The following is a 14,795-nucleotide window of genomic DNA, read 5'->3' as shown; positions in this document are numbered from 1 at the left end:
ATAGACAACGCGGTGGGCAAAATTGCCCACCGGTGCGTCAGGAAATTTCTCGACGGAACGGCGGCAACGCGTTGAGGATGGCTTTGCCATAGCGCTGGGTCACCAGGCGCCGGTCGAGCAAGGTGATGGTGCCGCGGTCTTCTTCGGTACGCAGCAAGCGGCCGCAGGCCTGGACCAGCTTCAGCGAGGCGTCCGGTACGGAGATTTCCATGAACGGATTGCCGCCCCGGGCCTCGATCCATTCGGACAAGGCTGCTTCGACGGGATCATCGGGCACCGAGAAAGGAATCTTGGCAATGACCACGTGCTCGCAATAGGCACCGGGCAAGTCGACCCCTTCAGCGAAGCTCGCCAGGCCGAACAACACGCTGGAATCCCCGCCATCGACTCGCGCCTTGTGCTTGTTCAGGGTTTCCTGTTTCGACAGGTTGCCCTGAATGAACACTTGCTTGCGCCAGTCACGGTCAAGGCCATCGAACACGTCCTGCATCTGTTTACGCGAGGAAAACAGCACCAGGGTGCCCCGCGAGCCTTCGACCAACTCAGGCAGATCACGAATGATCGCGGCGGTATGCGCCGCTGCATCACGGGGGTCGGCGTTCAGGTTCGGCACCCGCAACACACCGGCGTCGGCATGATGGAACGGGCTTGGCACCACCGCCGTCACGGCTTTTTTCGGCAGGCCGGCGCGCATGCGGAAGCGGTCGAAGGTACCCAGGGCGGTCAGGGTCGCCGAGGTCACCAGACAGCCATAGGCCACGTTCCACAAATTGCGCCGGAGCATTTCCGCCGCCAGGATGGGACTTGCGTTGACCTCGATGTCGAACAGCGAACCACTTTCGGCCAGAGTCAGCCAGCGGGCCATGGGCGGGTTGTCCTCCGGGTCTTCGACGGTGAAGGCGGTCCACAACTCCCAGTTGCCGGAAGAGCGGGACAACAGGCTGCCGAACAACGGATACCACTCTTCGGCCTGGTTGCTGGCGATACCGATGTTGACCTCGCCGTCCATGCCTTCCTTGAGCAGGTCGGTCAGGCGGGTGAACACGTCGGTCAACCGTGCGAAGCCTTTCTTCAGTTCGATGCCCATTTCGCGCATGTGCTCGGGAATCACCCCGCCGACGAATCGATGACGCGGGCGCTCGCGGCCTTCAACGTCTTCGCCGGGTTTGAAATCGGCAACCTGCTCACACGCGGTGAACATGAACTGCTGCTGGGTCTTGATCTCCCGCGCCAGCTCCGGCACCTGCTCGATCAACTTACCCAGGTCGCCCGGCAACGGATGCTGGGCCAGCAGTTTGGTGAGGTTCTTGGCCGTGGTTTCCAGCCAGTCGGCGGTGGAGCGCAGGCGCGTGTAATGGGCGAAATGGCCGATGGCCTTGTCCGGCAGGTGATGGCCTTCGTCGAACACGTAGATGGTGTCGCGCGGGTCCGGCAGCACGGCGCCGCCGCCAAGGGCCAGGTCGGCCAGGACCATGTCGTGGTTGGTGACGATCACATCGACCTTGCCCATGCCTTCGCGGGCCTTGTAGAAGGCGCACTGGCCGAAGTTCGGGCAATGACGGTTGGTGCACTGGCTGTGATCGGTGGTCAGACGCGCCCAGTCGGCGTCTTCCAGGGCGGTGGACCAGCTGTCGCGGTCGCCGTCCCATTTATTGCCGGCGAGTTTTTCGATCATGCTGGTGAACAGTTTCTGACTGGCCTCGTCGACCTCGATCTTGAAGCCTTCTTCCTCGAACAACTGCGCCGTGGCGGTCTGCGCGTGGCCTTCCTGGAGCAACATGTCGAGCTTGGACAGGCACATGTAGCGCCCGCGCCCCTTGGCCAGGGCGAAGCTGAAGTTCAGCCCGCTGTTGCGCATCAGGTCGGGCAAGTCCTTGTAGACGATCTGCTCTTGCAGGGCCACGGTGGCCGTGGCGATCACCAGGCGCTTGCCGGCGGCCTTCGCCGTGGGAATCGCTGCCAGGCTGTAGGCCACGGTCTTGCCGGTACCGGTGCCGGCTTCCACCGCGACTATCGCGGGGTCGCCACTGCGCCGGCCTTCGTCGTCGGTGTCGATGTCACCCAGGACCTTGGCGACTTCGGCGATCATCAGGCGTTGGCCGTAGCGCGGTTTGAGGCTCTTGGCTTCGAGAAAACGCGAGTAGGCGCCCTGGATCGTGGTTTTGAGTTCGGTGCTGATCATGGATTGTCGGGCGCAAAAAACGCTGGATAAATTTTCAGTGGTTCGGTTCGGCGGCTATCATACCCCGCTAATGAATCCCGCGCAGAACGGAGTAACCCAATGACACCTTTTAGCCTCATTTATAGCCTGCATGTACTGGCGGCCCTGGTCTGGGTCGGCGGCATGTTTTTCGCCTGGATGGTCCTGCGCCCCGCCGCGATCAAGGCACTTGAAGGCCATGCCCGGCTGAAGTTATGGGTAGAAGTGTTTCAAGGTTTTTTCCGCTGGGTCTGGGTGGCGGTGGTGCTGTTGCCGGTCAGCGGCGTGCTCATGCTGAATCTGCACTTCACCGGTTTTGAAAACGCGCCGCGCTATGTGCAGGTAATGATGGGCTTGTATGTGGTGATGACCGCGCTGTTTATCAGGATTCAGGCGCTGATGCTGCCGGAACTGCGCACCGCCGTGGCCGAGCAGGATTGGCCGGCGGGGGCGGCGGTGCTGGGGCGGATTCGCCGCTTGGTGGGGATAAATCTGCTGGTGGGGTTGGCTGTGGTGGCGATTGCGTCGGTTCGGCCGACGCTTTAAACGCTTCGTCGGAACGCCGTCCGGACCAAGCCCGCTCCCACAGGGTTCCGTAATCCAATGTGGGAGCGGGCTTGCCCGCAAAGACAATCGACTGGACGACACACATTTCGGCGATTGCTTACAACCGCTGAACCGTCACCGAACCCACCGCGCCTTCAGGCCCCGGTTGCCCGTCGGCGCCAGGTTTACCGCTCTTGCCACCATCGGCCTTGTAGATCAGGCAGCCCTTGGCCTTGCCACCCGCGCCCGGCTTGCCGCCCGGGCCGGCCAGGCCACCGGCACCGCCAGCCACCTGAACCTTGATTCGGTCTGCCGGGAAGTCGTGCGGCACCGCCAGTTTAACCAGCGCTCCCGGCGCCCCCGGCTGTCCATTGCTGCCATCACTGCCATCGGCACCACGACCGGCCTGACCCCAGGTGCACCCCGGTTCCTCACCGTTTGCCCCATCGAGACCGACAAACCCCGGTGCGCCCGCGCCACCACGGGCATCAACGATCAATTGCGGTGCATTCAGTGCCTTGATCTGCAAATCAAGATTGCGTCCGGATCGAGCGGCCTTCTGATAGGTCCCGGGTGCGCCACGGGCGGTGATCTGGCTGCCTTCTGACAAATCGGCGCGACGGACCTTCAGCGCCAGCGCCTGCTCCCCCGGCACGATGGCGATGCGCGCTTCACGCCCCAGATGCAATTCACCCACGGTGACTTCGGTGACGTTCGATGGAATCAGCAAGGTGCCGTAATCGGCCACTTCCAGGCGTTCCAGTTGCAGGGTACTGGCGGTGTTGGGCAAGCGCATCAACGAGTTGGGTTCGACACTCACCACCTGTGCGCAGGCCAATGGGCTGATGAGTGCGGCGAGCAGGCAGAGTTTACGCATGGGAAGCCTTCGAAGCGGTAGGGGCTGGAATGGTTTGCAGGTGGAATACGCCGAAAATGACGATCTTCAGGCGGTCAAGCCAGGGATGGGCACGACCCCGCAGGCTGCGATAGCACAGCAACGCTTCCAGTAGATGGATGAATCCCAACAGGCCGCCGGCCAGATTGACCAACGGGTGCAGCGGAAAGACGAACGGCGTGAGCAGGTTGACCAGCACCACCGACCAGAACACCAGGGTCAATAACCGCCCCAGCCCCCATATGACTTTCATACGCCCCCCCGATGAGAATTATTGTTTGCGCGCACAGTAACGGCTTCCACGCGGGTTAAGCCAGAGGGCAACGGAAAATTCTTCATGCAGGCCGCCGAACGGCCGTCGTTGCGCTCACAACTGTCGCTCGACGGCTCTATCTCTTGGCTCAGCGGTTTATATGCAGATCCACGCGACGGTTTTTCGCACGCCCTGCTTCCGTGTCGTTGTCGGCAATCGGCTGACTCTTGCCCTTGCCTTCGCTGGTGACTTTGTTCGGCGCCACACCCTGGCTCAGCAAGTATTCCGCCACGCTGCTGGCGCGTCGCTCCGACAAGGCCTGGTTATAAGTATCCGAACCGACGCTGTCGGTATGGCCGACCACCTTGATGCTGACCACATCGGCATCCTCGAACTTGCTCATCAACGCATCCAGTCGACTCTTGGCCGTCGGGGTCAGGTCGGATTGATTGAAGGCAAACAGCACGTCATCGCTCAGGGTGATGACTTCGGATTGCGCGGGCTCGGGTTTGACGCTGGCGGCCGGATACTGCGGCATCGGGCAACCGTGATGATCGACCGGGGTATTGGCGGGAGTGTCAGGACAACGGTCGCGTCGGTCGAAAACGCCGTCGCCGTCTTCGTCGCCATCCTGGGCATAGCAGATCAAACCGCCGGACAAGATACCCAGCGCCGCCCCACCCGCGGCCCAACTACCGCTCTCGATGGCGCCCAGACCACCACCAACCAGACCACCGATGAGGCTGCAAATTGGCCAGGTTCGTTGATTGAGGGGGGCAGTGCCATCACTGTGGGTCGCGCAGCCGGTCAAGAGGCTGCCAAGTAGCAGAACCGACAAGACGGTCCTTGTGAGAACGATCATGTTGAAAGCTCCTGTGTCCCCGGCCAATACCGGTTACACAGGAGTAAAGACCCGCATCCGCGACTGCACAAGGCGCGGATGCGAGGGGGGCTTAACGCTCGATTTTGATTTCCGTACGACGGTTCTGTGCACGACCGTCAGCGGTTTTGTTGTCAGCAACCGGCTGGCTTTCACCGGCACCGACAACCGACACGAAGTTACTGCGAGGTACGCCTTGCGAGATGAGGTATTCAACCACCGAGTGGGCGCGTTTATCCGACAGTTTCTGGTTGTAGACATCACTGCCCACGCTGTCGGTATGACCGGTGACGGTCAGTTTGGCAGTCGGGGCTTCGGCTTTCAGGCGAGTGGCAATCTTGTCGAGTACCAGTTTGTCGGACGAGGTAAGCGTGGCTTTATCAAACTGGAAGTGAACATCGCGGATGACGATGGTTTCTTCCTTGACCACAACCGCTTCTTCGACCACAGGTGCTGGTGGTGGGCAACCGTTGGCATCGACCTGAACGCCTTTTGGCGTGCCTGGGCACTTGTCACGGCTGTCCGGCACACCATCACCGTCTTCGTCGCCATCCCCGTGAACCCAGCAATAAGCCGCTGCCGTGCCGCCGACGAGCAGAGCACCATACCCTGCCCATGCCGAGCTTTCGGTCGCACCGAGGCCCGCGCCCACGACACCACCAACCGCCGCGCAGGTCGGCCAATCGGTTTTCTGCAAACCTGCGCAACCAGTCAAGACACTGGTTAGCAGAACCAAGGGTAATGCTGTCCGAACTATGCTCATCTAGTTTTCTCCTGAAGGATCGGCTTAGAACCGATTCAGGTAGTAAAGACCCGAGTTTTAAACTCCGCCAGCAATAGGCCATGCTGTTTATTCACGCATTGGCGACAAGTTCGTGCTTTTGTCGCCAAGCCGCTCTAGGCCCGAACGTTCGGGCAGGCTAGTCTTGGCAGATCTGATTGAGGATCTTCGATGACTGCAGATATTTCTTCACGCACGCCGCAACAGGCACTGGCCGCTTTACTTGACCGATATGCCCCCGCACGCCTGTTGTTGATCGGCGCCAGCGAGTTCCCGGCACTGGAAGCGTTCAAACTCGCGCACCCGGAAAGCAGCGTCGCTTGCGCTGCCCCCGGGCCGTTGCCCGCCGAGTTGGCAGCCCGCCGATTCGACCTGGCGCTGGTGGTCGATTGCCTGGAGCACTTGCCCAAGCGCGACGGCCTGAACCTGCTGGGTGGCATCCGCAACCTCAACGCCAGCCGCATCGCAGTGCTAGCGGATTTGCCGGCCTGTGGCTGGCAGGAAACCGACTTTTTCTCCCTGGCCCTGCAAGCCAGCGAACGCTTCCAACGGGACGAACAGGTCCTGACCCTGTTTACCTACGATCTGCTTGAATACAAACAAGTCCCCGACTGGCTGAATTCGCGCTTTTGGGCCAATCCGGAAAACTTCGGGAAATACTGGTGGTAATGCCATGAGTACATCCATTTGCCCTTGCGGCAGCGGCACCCCACTCGACGCCTGCTGCGGTCACTACCATGCCGGGCACCCGGCGCCGTGCGCGGAAGCCTTGATGCGCTCGCGCTACAGCGCCTATGTGTTGGGGCTGGTCGATTATCTGGTAGCCACCACCCTGCCTGCCCAGCAGGCCGGTCTGGACCGTCAATCGATCAGCGACTGGAGCGCGCAAAGTACCTGGTTGGGCCTTGAGGTGGAAAGCTCCGAAGTACTGGGCGGCCAGCCTGAACACGCCTTCGTGACCTTCACCGCGCGGTGGCACGACAGCGGTGGCGAGCACAGCCACCGCGAGCGCTCGTCATTTGTGCAAAACACCGGGCGCTGGTATTTCATCGACCCCACCGTGCCGCTCAAGGCCGGACGCAATGACGCCTGCCCGTGTGCGAGTGGGCAGAAGTTCAAGAAGTGTTGCTCGGGGTATTTCAGCAGCTAGGACATGGAATGCCTGTCCACCCCGCAGGAGTAGCCGAAGGCTGCGATCTTTTGGGTCTAGACTGGGGCTCAAGGGAGAAACAGCACGATGATCATCCACCGCGGCGCACGCTATCTGCTCACGTTGTTCCTGGCACTGGGACTCGGCGGCTGCGTATCGTGGTTCGGCGACGATTTGCCGGACCCCGAAGTCCATCTGGTGAAGATAGAGGTGGTCCGGGCCAAATTGCTGGAACAGAAACTCCTCCTGCATTTTCGCATCGACAATCCCAACGACAGCGACCTGACGGTGCGCAGTCTGGAGTACCGCATTCACTTGGGTGACATTCTGCTGGCCGAAGGCGAGCACGAACACTGGTTCACCGTCGGCCCCAAACACAGCGCCTACTTCAAGGTGCCGATCCGCACCAACCTGTGGTCAAAGGTGCGTGACCTGGCCAAACTGCTGAAAAAATCCGATCAACCCATTCCCTATCGTCTGGAAGGTGAACTGGAAACCGGTATATTCATCGCCCACTACGTGCACCTGGCGCGCAATGGCGTGATAATCCCCGCCGATTTAATTCCGGAGCAACACCGATGACCCAGCAACCCCACGTCCACGGCCCTGACTGCAACCACGATCATGACCATCACCAGCATGATCACGACCACGGTCATGTCCACGGTCCGAACTGCGGCCACGCTCACCAGGAACCGGTGCGCAACGCCCTGAAAGACGTCGGCCGCAACGATCCGTGCCCGTGCGGCAACGGCAAGAAATTCAAGAAGTGCCACGGCGCTTGATGCTTCGGGCGAAGATTTGCTTCGCCTGTTGAATCGTCTTCGCGAGCAGACCTGTGGTGTGAATGCAGATCCCTTGCTCGCGATGGACTGTCAGTCGACACCTGTGTAGCTGACACACCATCGCGAGCAAGCTCGCTCCTACAGGTTTTTCAGTCAGCGTTTAACAGGTAGGCACTGCTGACCACCGTCGCATACTCACCGTGCAAATTCCCCAGCGACATCGCATGCACCTCCTCGGCGCCATGGGCATTGCCGAAAAAGTCAGCCTTGTCGAAGGTAAAGCACGCATCCTCGGCCACCCACGTATCAAACCCCAGGTTACCCGCGGTGCGCGCCGTGGATTCCACCGAGTTGTGGGTCGCGACACCGACGATGATCAACTGCCCGATCCCCGCCTCGCGCAACTCAATCTCCAGCCCCGTCGAACAAAACGCATCCGGCACCTGTTTCTGGATGAGGCGTTCGCCGGCCCTTGGTGCAAAGCGCTCCTGAAACTCCACCCCCGACTGCTGCGGCCAGAATACTGAGTCCTCTGAGCGGGACAGGTGCTGCACATGGATCACCGGCCGAGCGGTGCGCCGCCAATGGTCGAGCATTTCCAGCATGCGCACTTCGGCCTGCGGGTTGTTCCTGCGGCCGAGTCTGGGGTGAAGGATGCCTTTTTGTTGATCGATGATGATCAGTGCCGCGTTTGCCTTGAGCTCCATGCCGACTGTTCTCCAGGATTGTTGAGCGAGTCGCACTTCAACATCACCCATGGCGACTGGCAAGGCTGCGATCTTTCAGGTTTATCAGACAAATCCTGAAATAACCTTGCACCCCGCTTGCGCGGCCACCTCCCGCTCACTAACGTAGCGCCTTTATTGCGCACCGCCGCCTCTACCCCCGCAGGAGCTTTGCCATGGCCTCGCCAGCCCTTACTCACTTTCTACCCCGGTTCGGCGTTGCCGCAGCAGTGGCCGGTGTCTTGAGCCTGACCGGTTGTCAGAACTTCAACGCCCAGGACACCCTCCCGCCGACCTCCGGCGTACAACCGCTCAAGGGCCTGGCGCAGAACGTTTCGGTGCGCCGCAATGCCATGGGCATGCCGCTGATCGAAAGCAACAGCTTCCACGACGCGCTGTTCACCCTCGGTTACGTGCATGCCAGCGAACGCATCACGCAAATGGTCACCCTGCGCCTGCTGGCCCAGGGCCGCTTGGCCGAGATGCAGGGTGCGGACCTGCTGGATGCCGACCGTTACATGCGGGCGGTCAACCTGAAGAAAAGTGCTGGCGAGTTGTACAAGGCCTCGTCGCCGCGCCTCAAGCGTTTCTTCGAGGTCTATGCGCGGGGTGTCAACGCCTACCTGTTCCGCTACCGCGACAAACTGCCGGCGGACCTGGCGGCCAGCGGCTACAAGCCTGAATACTGGCAGCCGGAAGATTCGGCGCTGATTTTCTGCCTGTTGAACTTCAGCCAGTCGACCAACCTGCCGGAAGAAATTTCCTCGCTGGTACTGGCCCAGACCGTCACCACCGACAAACTCGCGTGGCTGACGCCGTCGGCACCCGATGAAAAACTGCCGGTCGCCGAAAGTGAAAAACTGCAAGGACTCAAGCTCAACGGGCAAGTCCCGGGGCTGGCCGAACTCAGTAAAGCCACCGGGCAACTGTCGGACCTCAATTTGTTGGGTGCCACCTCGTCGAACAACTGGGCCATCGCGCCGCAACGCAGCCGTAGCGGCAAGAGTCTGTTGGCCAGTGACAGTCACGGCCCGCTGGGCGTGCCTTCGCTGTTCAGTTACGTGCAGATTCGTGCGCCGAAATATCAGGCGTCCGGCGTGACCATCGCCGGCCTGCCGATGGTGCTCGGTGGTTTCAACGGCAAAGTGGCGTGGAGCATGACGTCCGTGATGGGCGACAACCAGGACCTGTTCCTGGAGAAGATCAAGCGCCAGGGCAACGGGCTCACCTACGAAAACGCCGGGAAATGGCAACCGGCGATCGTGCGCAACGAAACCTATTTCGTCAAAGGCCAGCGGCCGATTCGCGAAGCCGTGTACGAAACCCGCCACGGCCCGCTGCTCAATAGCGCACAGGGCACCACCCTGGCCAACGGTTTCGGCCTGGCCTTGCAGATGCCGAACTTCACCGACGACAAGAGCCTGGACGCGTTCTTCGACCTGTCCCGCACCCAGAGCGTTGAGAAAGCCTCGGATGCCAGCCGCGAAATCCGCGCCATCGCGCTGAACCTGGTATTTGCCGATGCCAGCCACATCGGCTGGCAAGTCACCGGTCGTTACCCGAACCGCCGCGAAGGCGAAGGCCTGCTGCCCTCGCCGGGCTGGGAAGGCCGCTACGATTGGGACGGTTATGCCGACCCGATGCTGCACCCGTACGACCAGGACCCAGCCCAAGGCTGGCTTGGCACTGCCAACCAGCGGGTCATTCCCCATGGCTACGGCATGCAATTGTCCAATTCGTGGGCGGCACCGGAGCGCGGCGAGCGCCTGGCCGAACTGGCCGGCGCAGGCAAACATGACAGCCGCAGCCTGATTGCCATGCAATACGACCAGACCACGACCTTCGCTGCCAAGCTGAAGAAGATGTTTGAAGCGCCGGGCATGTCCCAGCCACTCAAGCAAGCCATCGACGCCTTGCCGGCGACCGATCGCGCCAAGGCACACGAGGCCTACAGCCGCTTGATGGCGTTCGACGGCAAGCTCGGCCCGACCTCCACCGATGCGGCAATCTACGAACTGTTCCTGCAGGAAAGCATCCGGCAGATCTTCCTCGATGAACTGGGCCCGGAAAGCAGCCCGGCGTGGAAGGCCTTTATCGCCGACGGCAAGTTGTCTTACTCGGCCCAGGCCGATCATTTGCTCGGGCGTGAGGACAGTCCGTTCTGGGATGACGTGCGCACCGCGCAGAAAGAAGACAAACCGGCCATCCTCGCTCGCAGCCTCGCCGCGGCGATCAGCGCAGGCGACAGCCAGTTGGGCAGCGATCACAAAGCCTGGCAGTGGGGCAAATTGCATCGCTATGAATGGAAGAACACCAGCGGCCAGACCGTACGCGGACCGCTGCCGGCCGGCGGCGATCACACCACGCTCAACACCGCCGCCTTCGCCTGGGGCCAGGACTTCAACACCACGCTGGCGCCAGCCATGCGCTTTATCGTCGACTTCGGCCAGTCCGAACCGCTGATGGCGCAGAACGGCACCGGCCAGTCCGGCAACCCGGCCAGCCCGAATTACCTCAACAGCATCGAACCGTGGCTCAAGGGTCAATACATGAGCCTGCCGATGCAGCCGCAGAACTTCGACAACGCCTATGGCAAGGCGCGGTTGACGCTGACCCCCGGCAAGTAACACAGGGCAAAGGATTGACACTGATCCCTTGTGGGAGCGGGCTTGCTCGCGAAGGCGATTGAACATTCAACCATTACTTTGAATGTCAGACCGCTTTCGCGAGCAAGCCCGCTCCCACATTGGTATTTCATCCGCCCACAGAGTCCCGATAGAACTTCACGCCCCATATCAGACTCTTAGCTAACAAATTCCTCCATTCCGGCAATGCCATGGACCTTGTTGTCTCGCGTCCCGAAGGTTTGTACTGCCCAGCCGGGGACTTTTATATCGACCCGTGGCGGCCGGTCGAACGCGCCGTGATCACCCACGCCCACGGCGACCATGCCCGCTCCGGCAATCAGCATTACCTGGCGGCAGCGCCCGACGAGGCCATTCTGCGCATGCGACTGGGCCAGGCCATCGACCTGCAAACCCTGGGCTATGGCGAACGCCTGCAGCATCATGGTGTGTTCCTCAGTTTTCATCCCGCTGGCCACGTGCTCGGCTCGGCACAAGTACGACTGGAATACGCTGGAGAAGTCTGGGTGGCTTCCGGGGACTACAAGATCGAACCCGACGGCACTTGCGCACCGTTTGAACCCGTACGCTGCGACACCTTCATCACCGAATCGACCTTTGGCCTGCCGATCTACCGCTGGCAACCCCAGGCCCAGGTGTTTGCCGAAATCAATCAATGGTGGCAAGCCAATGCCGCTGTCGAAAAAACCAGCGTGCTGTTCTGTTGCTCCCTCGGCAAGGCCCAGCGCATTCTCCATGGCATCGATGCACGACTCGGTCCCGTCCTGGTACATAGCGAAGTGGAACCGATCAACGGGATCTACCGCGAAGCGGGGATTTATCTGCCGCCCACGATTCATGCCGCCGAAATCAAAAAGAGCGACCCGATGATGCGCAAGGCGTTGGTGCTGGCACCGCCTTCGGCGGCGAACAGCAACTGGATGCGCCGCTTCGGCGATTACAGCGATGGATTCGCCAGTGGCTGGATGCGTTTGCGCGGCACACGCCGACGGCGCGGTGTGGACCGAGGCTTCGTGCTGTCCGACCACGCCGACTGGCCCGGTCTGCTGTGGGCTATCGAACAGACCGGCGCCGAACGGGTCATGGTGAGTCATGGATCGGCCGGTGCATTGGTACGCCAGCTGCGCGAGCAGGGTCTTGATGCCACAGCGTTCGACACCGAATACGGTGATGACGAAGAAGACGCGATCATTGCCCAGGCCGGGCCTGCCGAGGTGCTGCCATGAAGGCGTTCGCCGAGCTGTATGCCGAACTGGACGCCTCCACCTCGAACAACGCCAAACTGGCGGCAATGCAAAACTACTTCACCCAGGCCGCGCCGGAAGATGCCGCATGGGCGGTGTACTTTCTGTCGGGGGGACGCCCCCGGCAATTGGTGCCGGTGCGGGTATTGCGCGAACTGGCCGTGGCGGTTTCCGGTTTGCCGGAATGGCTGTTCGAAGAGAGTTACCAGGCCGTCGGTGATCTCGCGGAAACCATTTCGCTGGTTTTACCGCAGGTGTCACACAGTTCAACCGACGGGCTGGCCACGTGGGTCGAGGACAAACTGCTGCCACTGCGCGGCGAACCAGCGCAGTCCCTCGCGCATCGGTTACCGATTCTGTGGGCGCAACTGGACAGCCTGAGCCTGATGGTCTGCATCAAACTGATCACCGGCAGCTTGCGCGTCGGGGTGTCCAGGTTACTGGTCACCCGCGCCCTGGCAGCCATGGCCCACCTCGACAGCAAACGCGTGGCGCAGCGGCTGGTGGGTTACACCGAGCAGTCCCATCGCCCCAGCGCCACCAGCTTTCTGAAACTGATCGCCGCCGAATCGCTCGATGAACACGCCCAGCGTGGCGGCCAGCCCTACCCGTTTTTTCTCGCCCATGCCTTGTCGCCGCCGGTGGAACAATTCGAAACGCTGCTCGGTCCCGTCCAGCATTGGCAGGCGGAATGGAAATGGGATGGCATCCGCGCCCAGGTGATCAAGCGCGACGGACGTCTGTGGATCTGGTCGCGGGGTGAGGAACTGGTGACCGAGCGCTTCCCGGAACTGGACAGTTTGATTCTGGGCCTTCCCGACGGGACGGTGATCGACGCAGAGATCGTCGCCTGGAAATCTGCGCCAACCGCCGTCGAAACGGATTTCGAACCAGCGGCGCAACCCTACGCCCACCTGCAACAACGCATCGGTCGCAAGACCCTGGACCGGAAAACCCTCGAAGAAGTACCGGTGGTACTGCTCGCCTTCGATTTGCTCGAGTGGCAGGGTGAGGACTGGCGCAACCGGAGCCAGGCCGAGCGACGCGCGCAACTGGAATGGGTAGCCAGTGATTGCGCCAATCCGCGGTTGCGCCTCTCGCCATTGTTGACCGGCGACACCTGGCTCGACCTCGCCCGCCAGCGCGAGGCATCCCGCGCCCTCGGTGTCGAGGGCCTGATGCTCAAGGCACGTGATGCCTTGTACGGCATCGGCCGGACCAAGAACATGGGCGTGTGGTGGAAATGGAAAGTCGACCCGTTCAGCGTTGACGCCGTGCTGATCCATGCGCAACAAGGGCAAGGACGCCGGGCCAGCCTATACAGCAATTACACATTCGCCGTCTGGGACGGCCCGCCAGATGCCAGCGAACGCTCCCTTGTGCCGTTCGCCAAAGCTTATTCCGGGCTGAGCGATGACGAAATCCGCCAGATCGACAGCATCGTGCGCAAGACCACGGTGGAAAAGTTCGGGCCCGTGACCAGCATTCAGCCAAGCCTGGTGTTTGAATTAGGTTTTGAGGGCATCGCCCTCTCCCGCCGTCACAAAAGTGGCATTGCCGTGCGCTTCCCGCGGATGTTGCGCTGGCGCAAGGACAAGTCGATCGACGAAGCCGACACTTTGGCGACCCTGCAAAATCTGCTCGGCTAGGCCCTCTTTTCATCCTCAATATTTTTTCTTTTTGAACCGAACGGGTGCGCCCATTTCCCTGCGCCCGTTTTCGTGCATAAATCTGTATCCGGCCATTTCCAAGCGCCTTTTTAAACGCTTGTTCGGCACTCTGGTTCGGAAATTGCTACTTTCAATAGGTCTTACGCTTTCCAGTAACAACAATTCTGCGCCACGAGCGCTCATATTGGTATTTAGGGATTGAATAATGAAAAAAGCATTGCTGACCCTTTCTGCACTGGCGTTGTGCGTGGCTGCTGGCTCCGCCATGGCGAAGGAGTACAAAGAACTGCGTTTCGGCGTTGACCCTTCCTACGCACCGTTCGAGTCGAAAGCGGCCGATGGCAGCCTGGTTGGCTTTGACATCGATCTGGGGAACGCGATCTGCGCCGAATTGAAGGTCAAGTGCAAGTGGGTCGAAAGTGACTTCGACGGCATGATCCCTGGCCTTAAGGCCAACAAATTCGACGGCGTGATCTCGTCGATGACCGTTACCCCGGCCCGCGAAAAAGTGATCGACTTCTCCAGCGAGCTGTTCTCCGGCCCGACCGCATACGTGTTCAAGAAAGGTTCTGGCGTGACTGAAGACGTTGCCTCGCTCAAGGGCAAAACCGTCGGCTACGAACAAGGCACCATTCAGGAAGCCTATGCCAAAGCCGTTCTGGACAAGGCCGGCGTAAAAACCCAGGCGTACGCCAACCAGGATCAGGTCTACGCCGACTTGACTTCCGGTCGTCTCGATGCAGGGATCCAGGACATGCTGCAAGCCGAACTGGGCTTCCTGAAGTCCCCACAGGGTGCCGATTACGATGTCAGCAAGCCGGTCGACAACGCTTTGCTGCCAGCCAAAACAGCCGTTGGCATTAAGAAAGGTAACACCGAGCTGAAAGCGCTTTTGGATAAAGGTATCAAAGCGTTACACGATGATGGCACCTACGCCACCATTCAGAAGAAACACTTTGGCGATCTGAATCTGTACAGCGGCAAATAATGCCCGGCGCCCATCTCTTGATGGGCGCTTTTT

The 14,795-nt window shown here is 60.7% G+C and carries 15 protein-coding genes; 9 read left to right on the top strand and 6 right to left on the bottom strand.

Annotated features, from left to right (window positions below):
• Window positions 1–37: 37 nt before the first annotated feature.
• Window positions 38–2,182, bottom strand: coding sequence for an ATP-dependent DNA helicase DinG (gene dinG / locus AC06G5_RS05950; RefSeq protein ID WP_413424511.1), 2,145 nt, complete (start codon window positions 2,180–2,182; stop codon window positions 38–40).
• A 99-nt stretch (window positions 2,183–2,281) separates the two neighbouring features.
• Here dinG and AC06G5_RS05945 point away from each other — a divergent pair, with 99 nt between their 5' ends.
• Window positions 2,282–2,746: a CopD family protein gene (locus tag AC06G5_RS05945; protein ID WP_413424513.1), complete on the top strand. Its 465-nt coding sequence runs from the start codon at window positions 2,282–2,284 to the stop codon at window positions 2,744–2,746.
• 118 nt (window positions 2,747–2,864) lie between these two features.
• Here the strand turns inward: AC06G5_RS05945 and AC06G5_RS05940 are convergent, their stop codons facing one another.
• The 4 genes from AC06G5_RS05940 to AC06G5_RS05925 form a co-directional block, all read right to left on the bottom strand.
• A complete protein-coding gene (locus AC06G5_RS05940; RefSeq protein ID WP_480459074.1) occupies window positions 2,865–3,623 on the bottom strand; it encodes a collagen-like protein in 759 nt (252 codons plus the stop codon).
• Window positions 3,616–3,894, bottom strand: a complete 279-nt coding sequence (locus AC06G5_RS05935; RefSeq protein ID WP_085715597.1) for a DUF1145 domain-containing protein — start codon at window positions 3,892–3,894, stop codon at window positions 3,616–3,618. The genes AC06G5_RS05940 and AC06G5_RS05935 overlap by 8 nt, the downstream gene beginning before the upstream one ends.
• A gap of 148 nt (window positions 3,895–4,042) precedes the next feature.
• Window positions 4,043–4,756 carry a PA1041 family peptidoglycan-binding anchor lipoprotein gene (locus AC06G5_RS05930; protein ID WP_413424517.1) on the bottom strand — a complete coding sequence of 238 codons (714 nt, stop codon included), beginning with the start codon at window positions 4,754–4,756 and terminating at the stop codon, window positions 4,043–4,045.
• 91 nt (window positions 4,757–4,847) lie between these two features.
• Complete coding sequence (locus tag AC06G5_RS05925) at window positions 4,848–5,537, bottom strand: PA1041 family peptidoglycan-binding anchor lipoprotein (protein ID WP_085715599.1); 690 nt, start codon at window positions 5,535–5,537, stop codon at window positions 4,848–4,850.
• Window positions 5,538–5,726: 189 nt separating this feature from the next.
• Between AC06G5_RS05925 and AC06G5_RS05920 the strand changes: the two genes are divergently transcribed.
• The 4 genes from AC06G5_RS05920 (at window position 5,727) to AC06G5_RS05905 (ending at window position 7,490) form a co-directional block, all read left to right on the top strand.
• Window positions 5,727–6,224: a DUF6231 family protein gene (locus AC06G5_RS05920; protein WP_413424519.1), complete on the top strand. Its 498-nt coding sequence runs from the start codon at window positions 5,727–5,729 to the stop codon at window positions 6,222–6,224.
• Window positions 6,225–6,228: 4 nt separating this feature from the next.
• Window positions 6,229–6,705, top strand: coding sequence for a YchJ family protein (locus AC06G5_RS05915; protein WP_413424521.1), 477 nt, complete (start codon window positions 6,229–6,231; stop codon window positions 6,703–6,705).
• An 87-nt stretch (window positions 6,706–6,792) separates the two neighbouring features.
• On the top strand, window positions 6,793–7,287 hold the full coding sequence (locus AC06G5_RS05910) for an LEA/WHy family protein (protein ID WP_413703476.1): 495 nt from the start codon (window positions 6,793–6,795) through the stop codon (window positions 7,285–7,287).
• Window positions 7,284–7,490, top strand: coding sequence for an SEC-C metal-binding domain-containing protein (locus tag AC06G5_RS05905; protein WP_008056806.1), 207 nt, complete (start codon window positions 7,284–7,286; stop codon window positions 7,488–7,490). The genes AC06G5_RS05910 and AC06G5_RS05905 overlap by 4 nt, the downstream gene beginning before the upstream one ends.
• A 149-nt stretch (window positions 7,491–7,639) precedes the next feature.
• On the opposite strand, the gene AC06G5_RS05900 is transcribed toward AC06G5_RS05905, so the two are convergent.
• On the bottom strand, window positions 7,640–8,197 hold the full coding sequence (locus AC06G5_RS05900; RefSeq protein ID WP_413703477.1) for a cysteine hydrolase family protein: 558 nt from the start codon (window positions 8,195–8,197) through the stop codon (window positions 7,640–7,642).
• A gap of 194 nt (window positions 8,198–8,391) precedes the next feature.
• Here AC06G5_RS05900 and AC06G5_RS05895 point away from each other — a divergent pair, with 194 nt between their 5' ends.
• From AC06G5_RS05895 to AC06G5_RS05880, 4 genes are all read left to right on the top strand, one after another.
• On the top strand, window positions 8,392–10,842 hold the full coding sequence (locus AC06G5_RS05895) for a penicillin acylase family protein (protein WP_480459071.1): 2,451 nt from the start codon (window positions 8,392–8,394) through the stop codon (window positions 10,840–10,842).
• Window positions 10,843–11,051: 209 nt separating this feature from the next.
• The gene (locus AC06G5_RS05890) at window positions 11,052–12,086 is read left to right on the top strand and encodes a ligase-associated DNA damage response exonuclease (protein WP_480459070.1); all 1,035 of its coding nucleotides are present in this window, start codon (window positions 11,052–11,054) and stop codon (window positions 12,084–12,086) included.
• Entirely contained in the window at window positions 12,083–13,753 is a 1,671-nt protein-coding gene (locus AC06G5_RS05885) for an ATP-dependent DNA ligase (protein ID WP_413424531.1), read from the top strand. The genes AC06G5_RS05890 and AC06G5_RS05885 overlap by 4 nt, the downstream gene beginning before the upstream one ends.
• Before the next feature lie 226 nt (window positions 13,754–13,979).
• Complete coding sequence (locus tag AC06G5_RS05880; RefSeq protein ID WP_413424533.1) at window positions 13,980–14,762, top strand: transporter substrate-binding domain-containing protein; 783 nt, start codon at window positions 13,980–13,982, stop codon at window positions 14,760–14,762.
• The last annotated feature ends 33 nt before the right edge of the window (window positions 14,763–14,795 follow it).

The organism is Pseudomonas sp. WT-JTC (assembly GCF_056711565.1).
Note: the sequence above shows the minus strand (reverse complement) of the source record. Positions and strands in the feature narration are given on the sequence as shown.

What these genes read in the sequence shown, in the direction of transcription:
- dinG (WP_413424511.1), bottom strand. Translation starts at nt 2,182, where the DNA reads ATGATCAGCACCGAACTCAAAACCACGATCCAGGGCGCCTACTCGCGT.
- AC06G5_RS05945 (WP_413424513.1), top strand. Translation starts at nt 2,282, where the DNA reads ATGACACCTTTTAGCCTCATTTATAGCCTGCATGTACTGGCGGCCCTG.
- AC06G5_RS05940 (WP_480459074.1), bottom strand. Translation starts at nt 3,623, where the DNA reads ATGCGTAAACTCTGCCTGCTCGCCGCACTCATCAGCCCATTGGCCTGC.
- AC06G5_RS05935 (WP_085715597.1), bottom strand. Translation starts at nt 3,894, where the DNA reads ATGAAAGTCATATGGGGGCTGGGGCGGTTATTGACCCTGGTGTTCTGG.
- AC06G5_RS05930 (WP_413424517.1), bottom strand. Translation starts at nt 4,756, where the DNA reads ATGATCGTTCTCACAAGGACCGTCTTGTCGGTTCTGCTACTTGGCAGC.
- AC06G5_RS05925 (WP_085715599.1), bottom strand. Translation starts at nt 5,537, where the DNA reads ATGAGCATAGTTCGGACAGCATTACCCTTGGTTCTGCTAACCAGTGTC.
- AC06G5_RS05920 (WP_413424519.1), top strand. Translation starts at nt 5,727, where the DNA reads ATGACTGCAGATATTTCTTCACGCACGCCGCAACAGGCACTGGCCGCT.
- AC06G5_RS05915 (WP_413424521.1), top strand. Translation starts at nt 6,229, where the DNA reads ATGAGTACATCCATTTGCCCTTGCGGCAGCGGCACCCCACTCGACGCC.
- AC06G5_RS05910 (WP_413703476.1), top strand. Translation starts at nt 6,793, where the DNA reads ATGATCATCCACCGCGGCGCACGCTATCTGCTCACGTTGTTCCTGGCA.
- AC06G5_RS05905 (WP_008056806.1), top strand. Translation starts at nt 7,284, where the DNA reads ATGACCCAGCAACCCCACGTCCACGGCCCTGACTGCAACCACGATCAT.
- AC06G5_RS05900 (WP_413703477.1), bottom strand. Translation starts at nt 8,197, where the DNA reads ATGGAGCTCAAGGCAAACGCGGCACTGATCATCATCGATCAACAAAAA.
- AC06G5_RS05895 (WP_480459071.1), top strand. Translation starts at nt 8,392, where the DNA reads ATGGCCTCGCCAGCCCTTACTCACTTTCTACCCCGGTTCGGCGTTGCC.
- AC06G5_RS05890 (WP_480459070.1), top strand. Translation starts at nt 11,052, where the DNA reads ATGGACCTTGTTGTCTCGCGTCCCGAAGGTTTGTACTGCCCAGCCGGG.
- AC06G5_RS05885 (WP_413424531.1), top strand. Translation starts at nt 12,083, where the DNA reads ATGAAGGCGTTCGCCGAGCTGTATGCCGAACTGGACGCCTCCACCTCG.
- AC06G5_RS05880 (WP_413424533.1), top strand. Translation starts at nt 13,980, where the DNA reads ATGAAAAAAGCATTGCTGACCCTTTCTGCACTGGCGTTGTGCGTGGCT.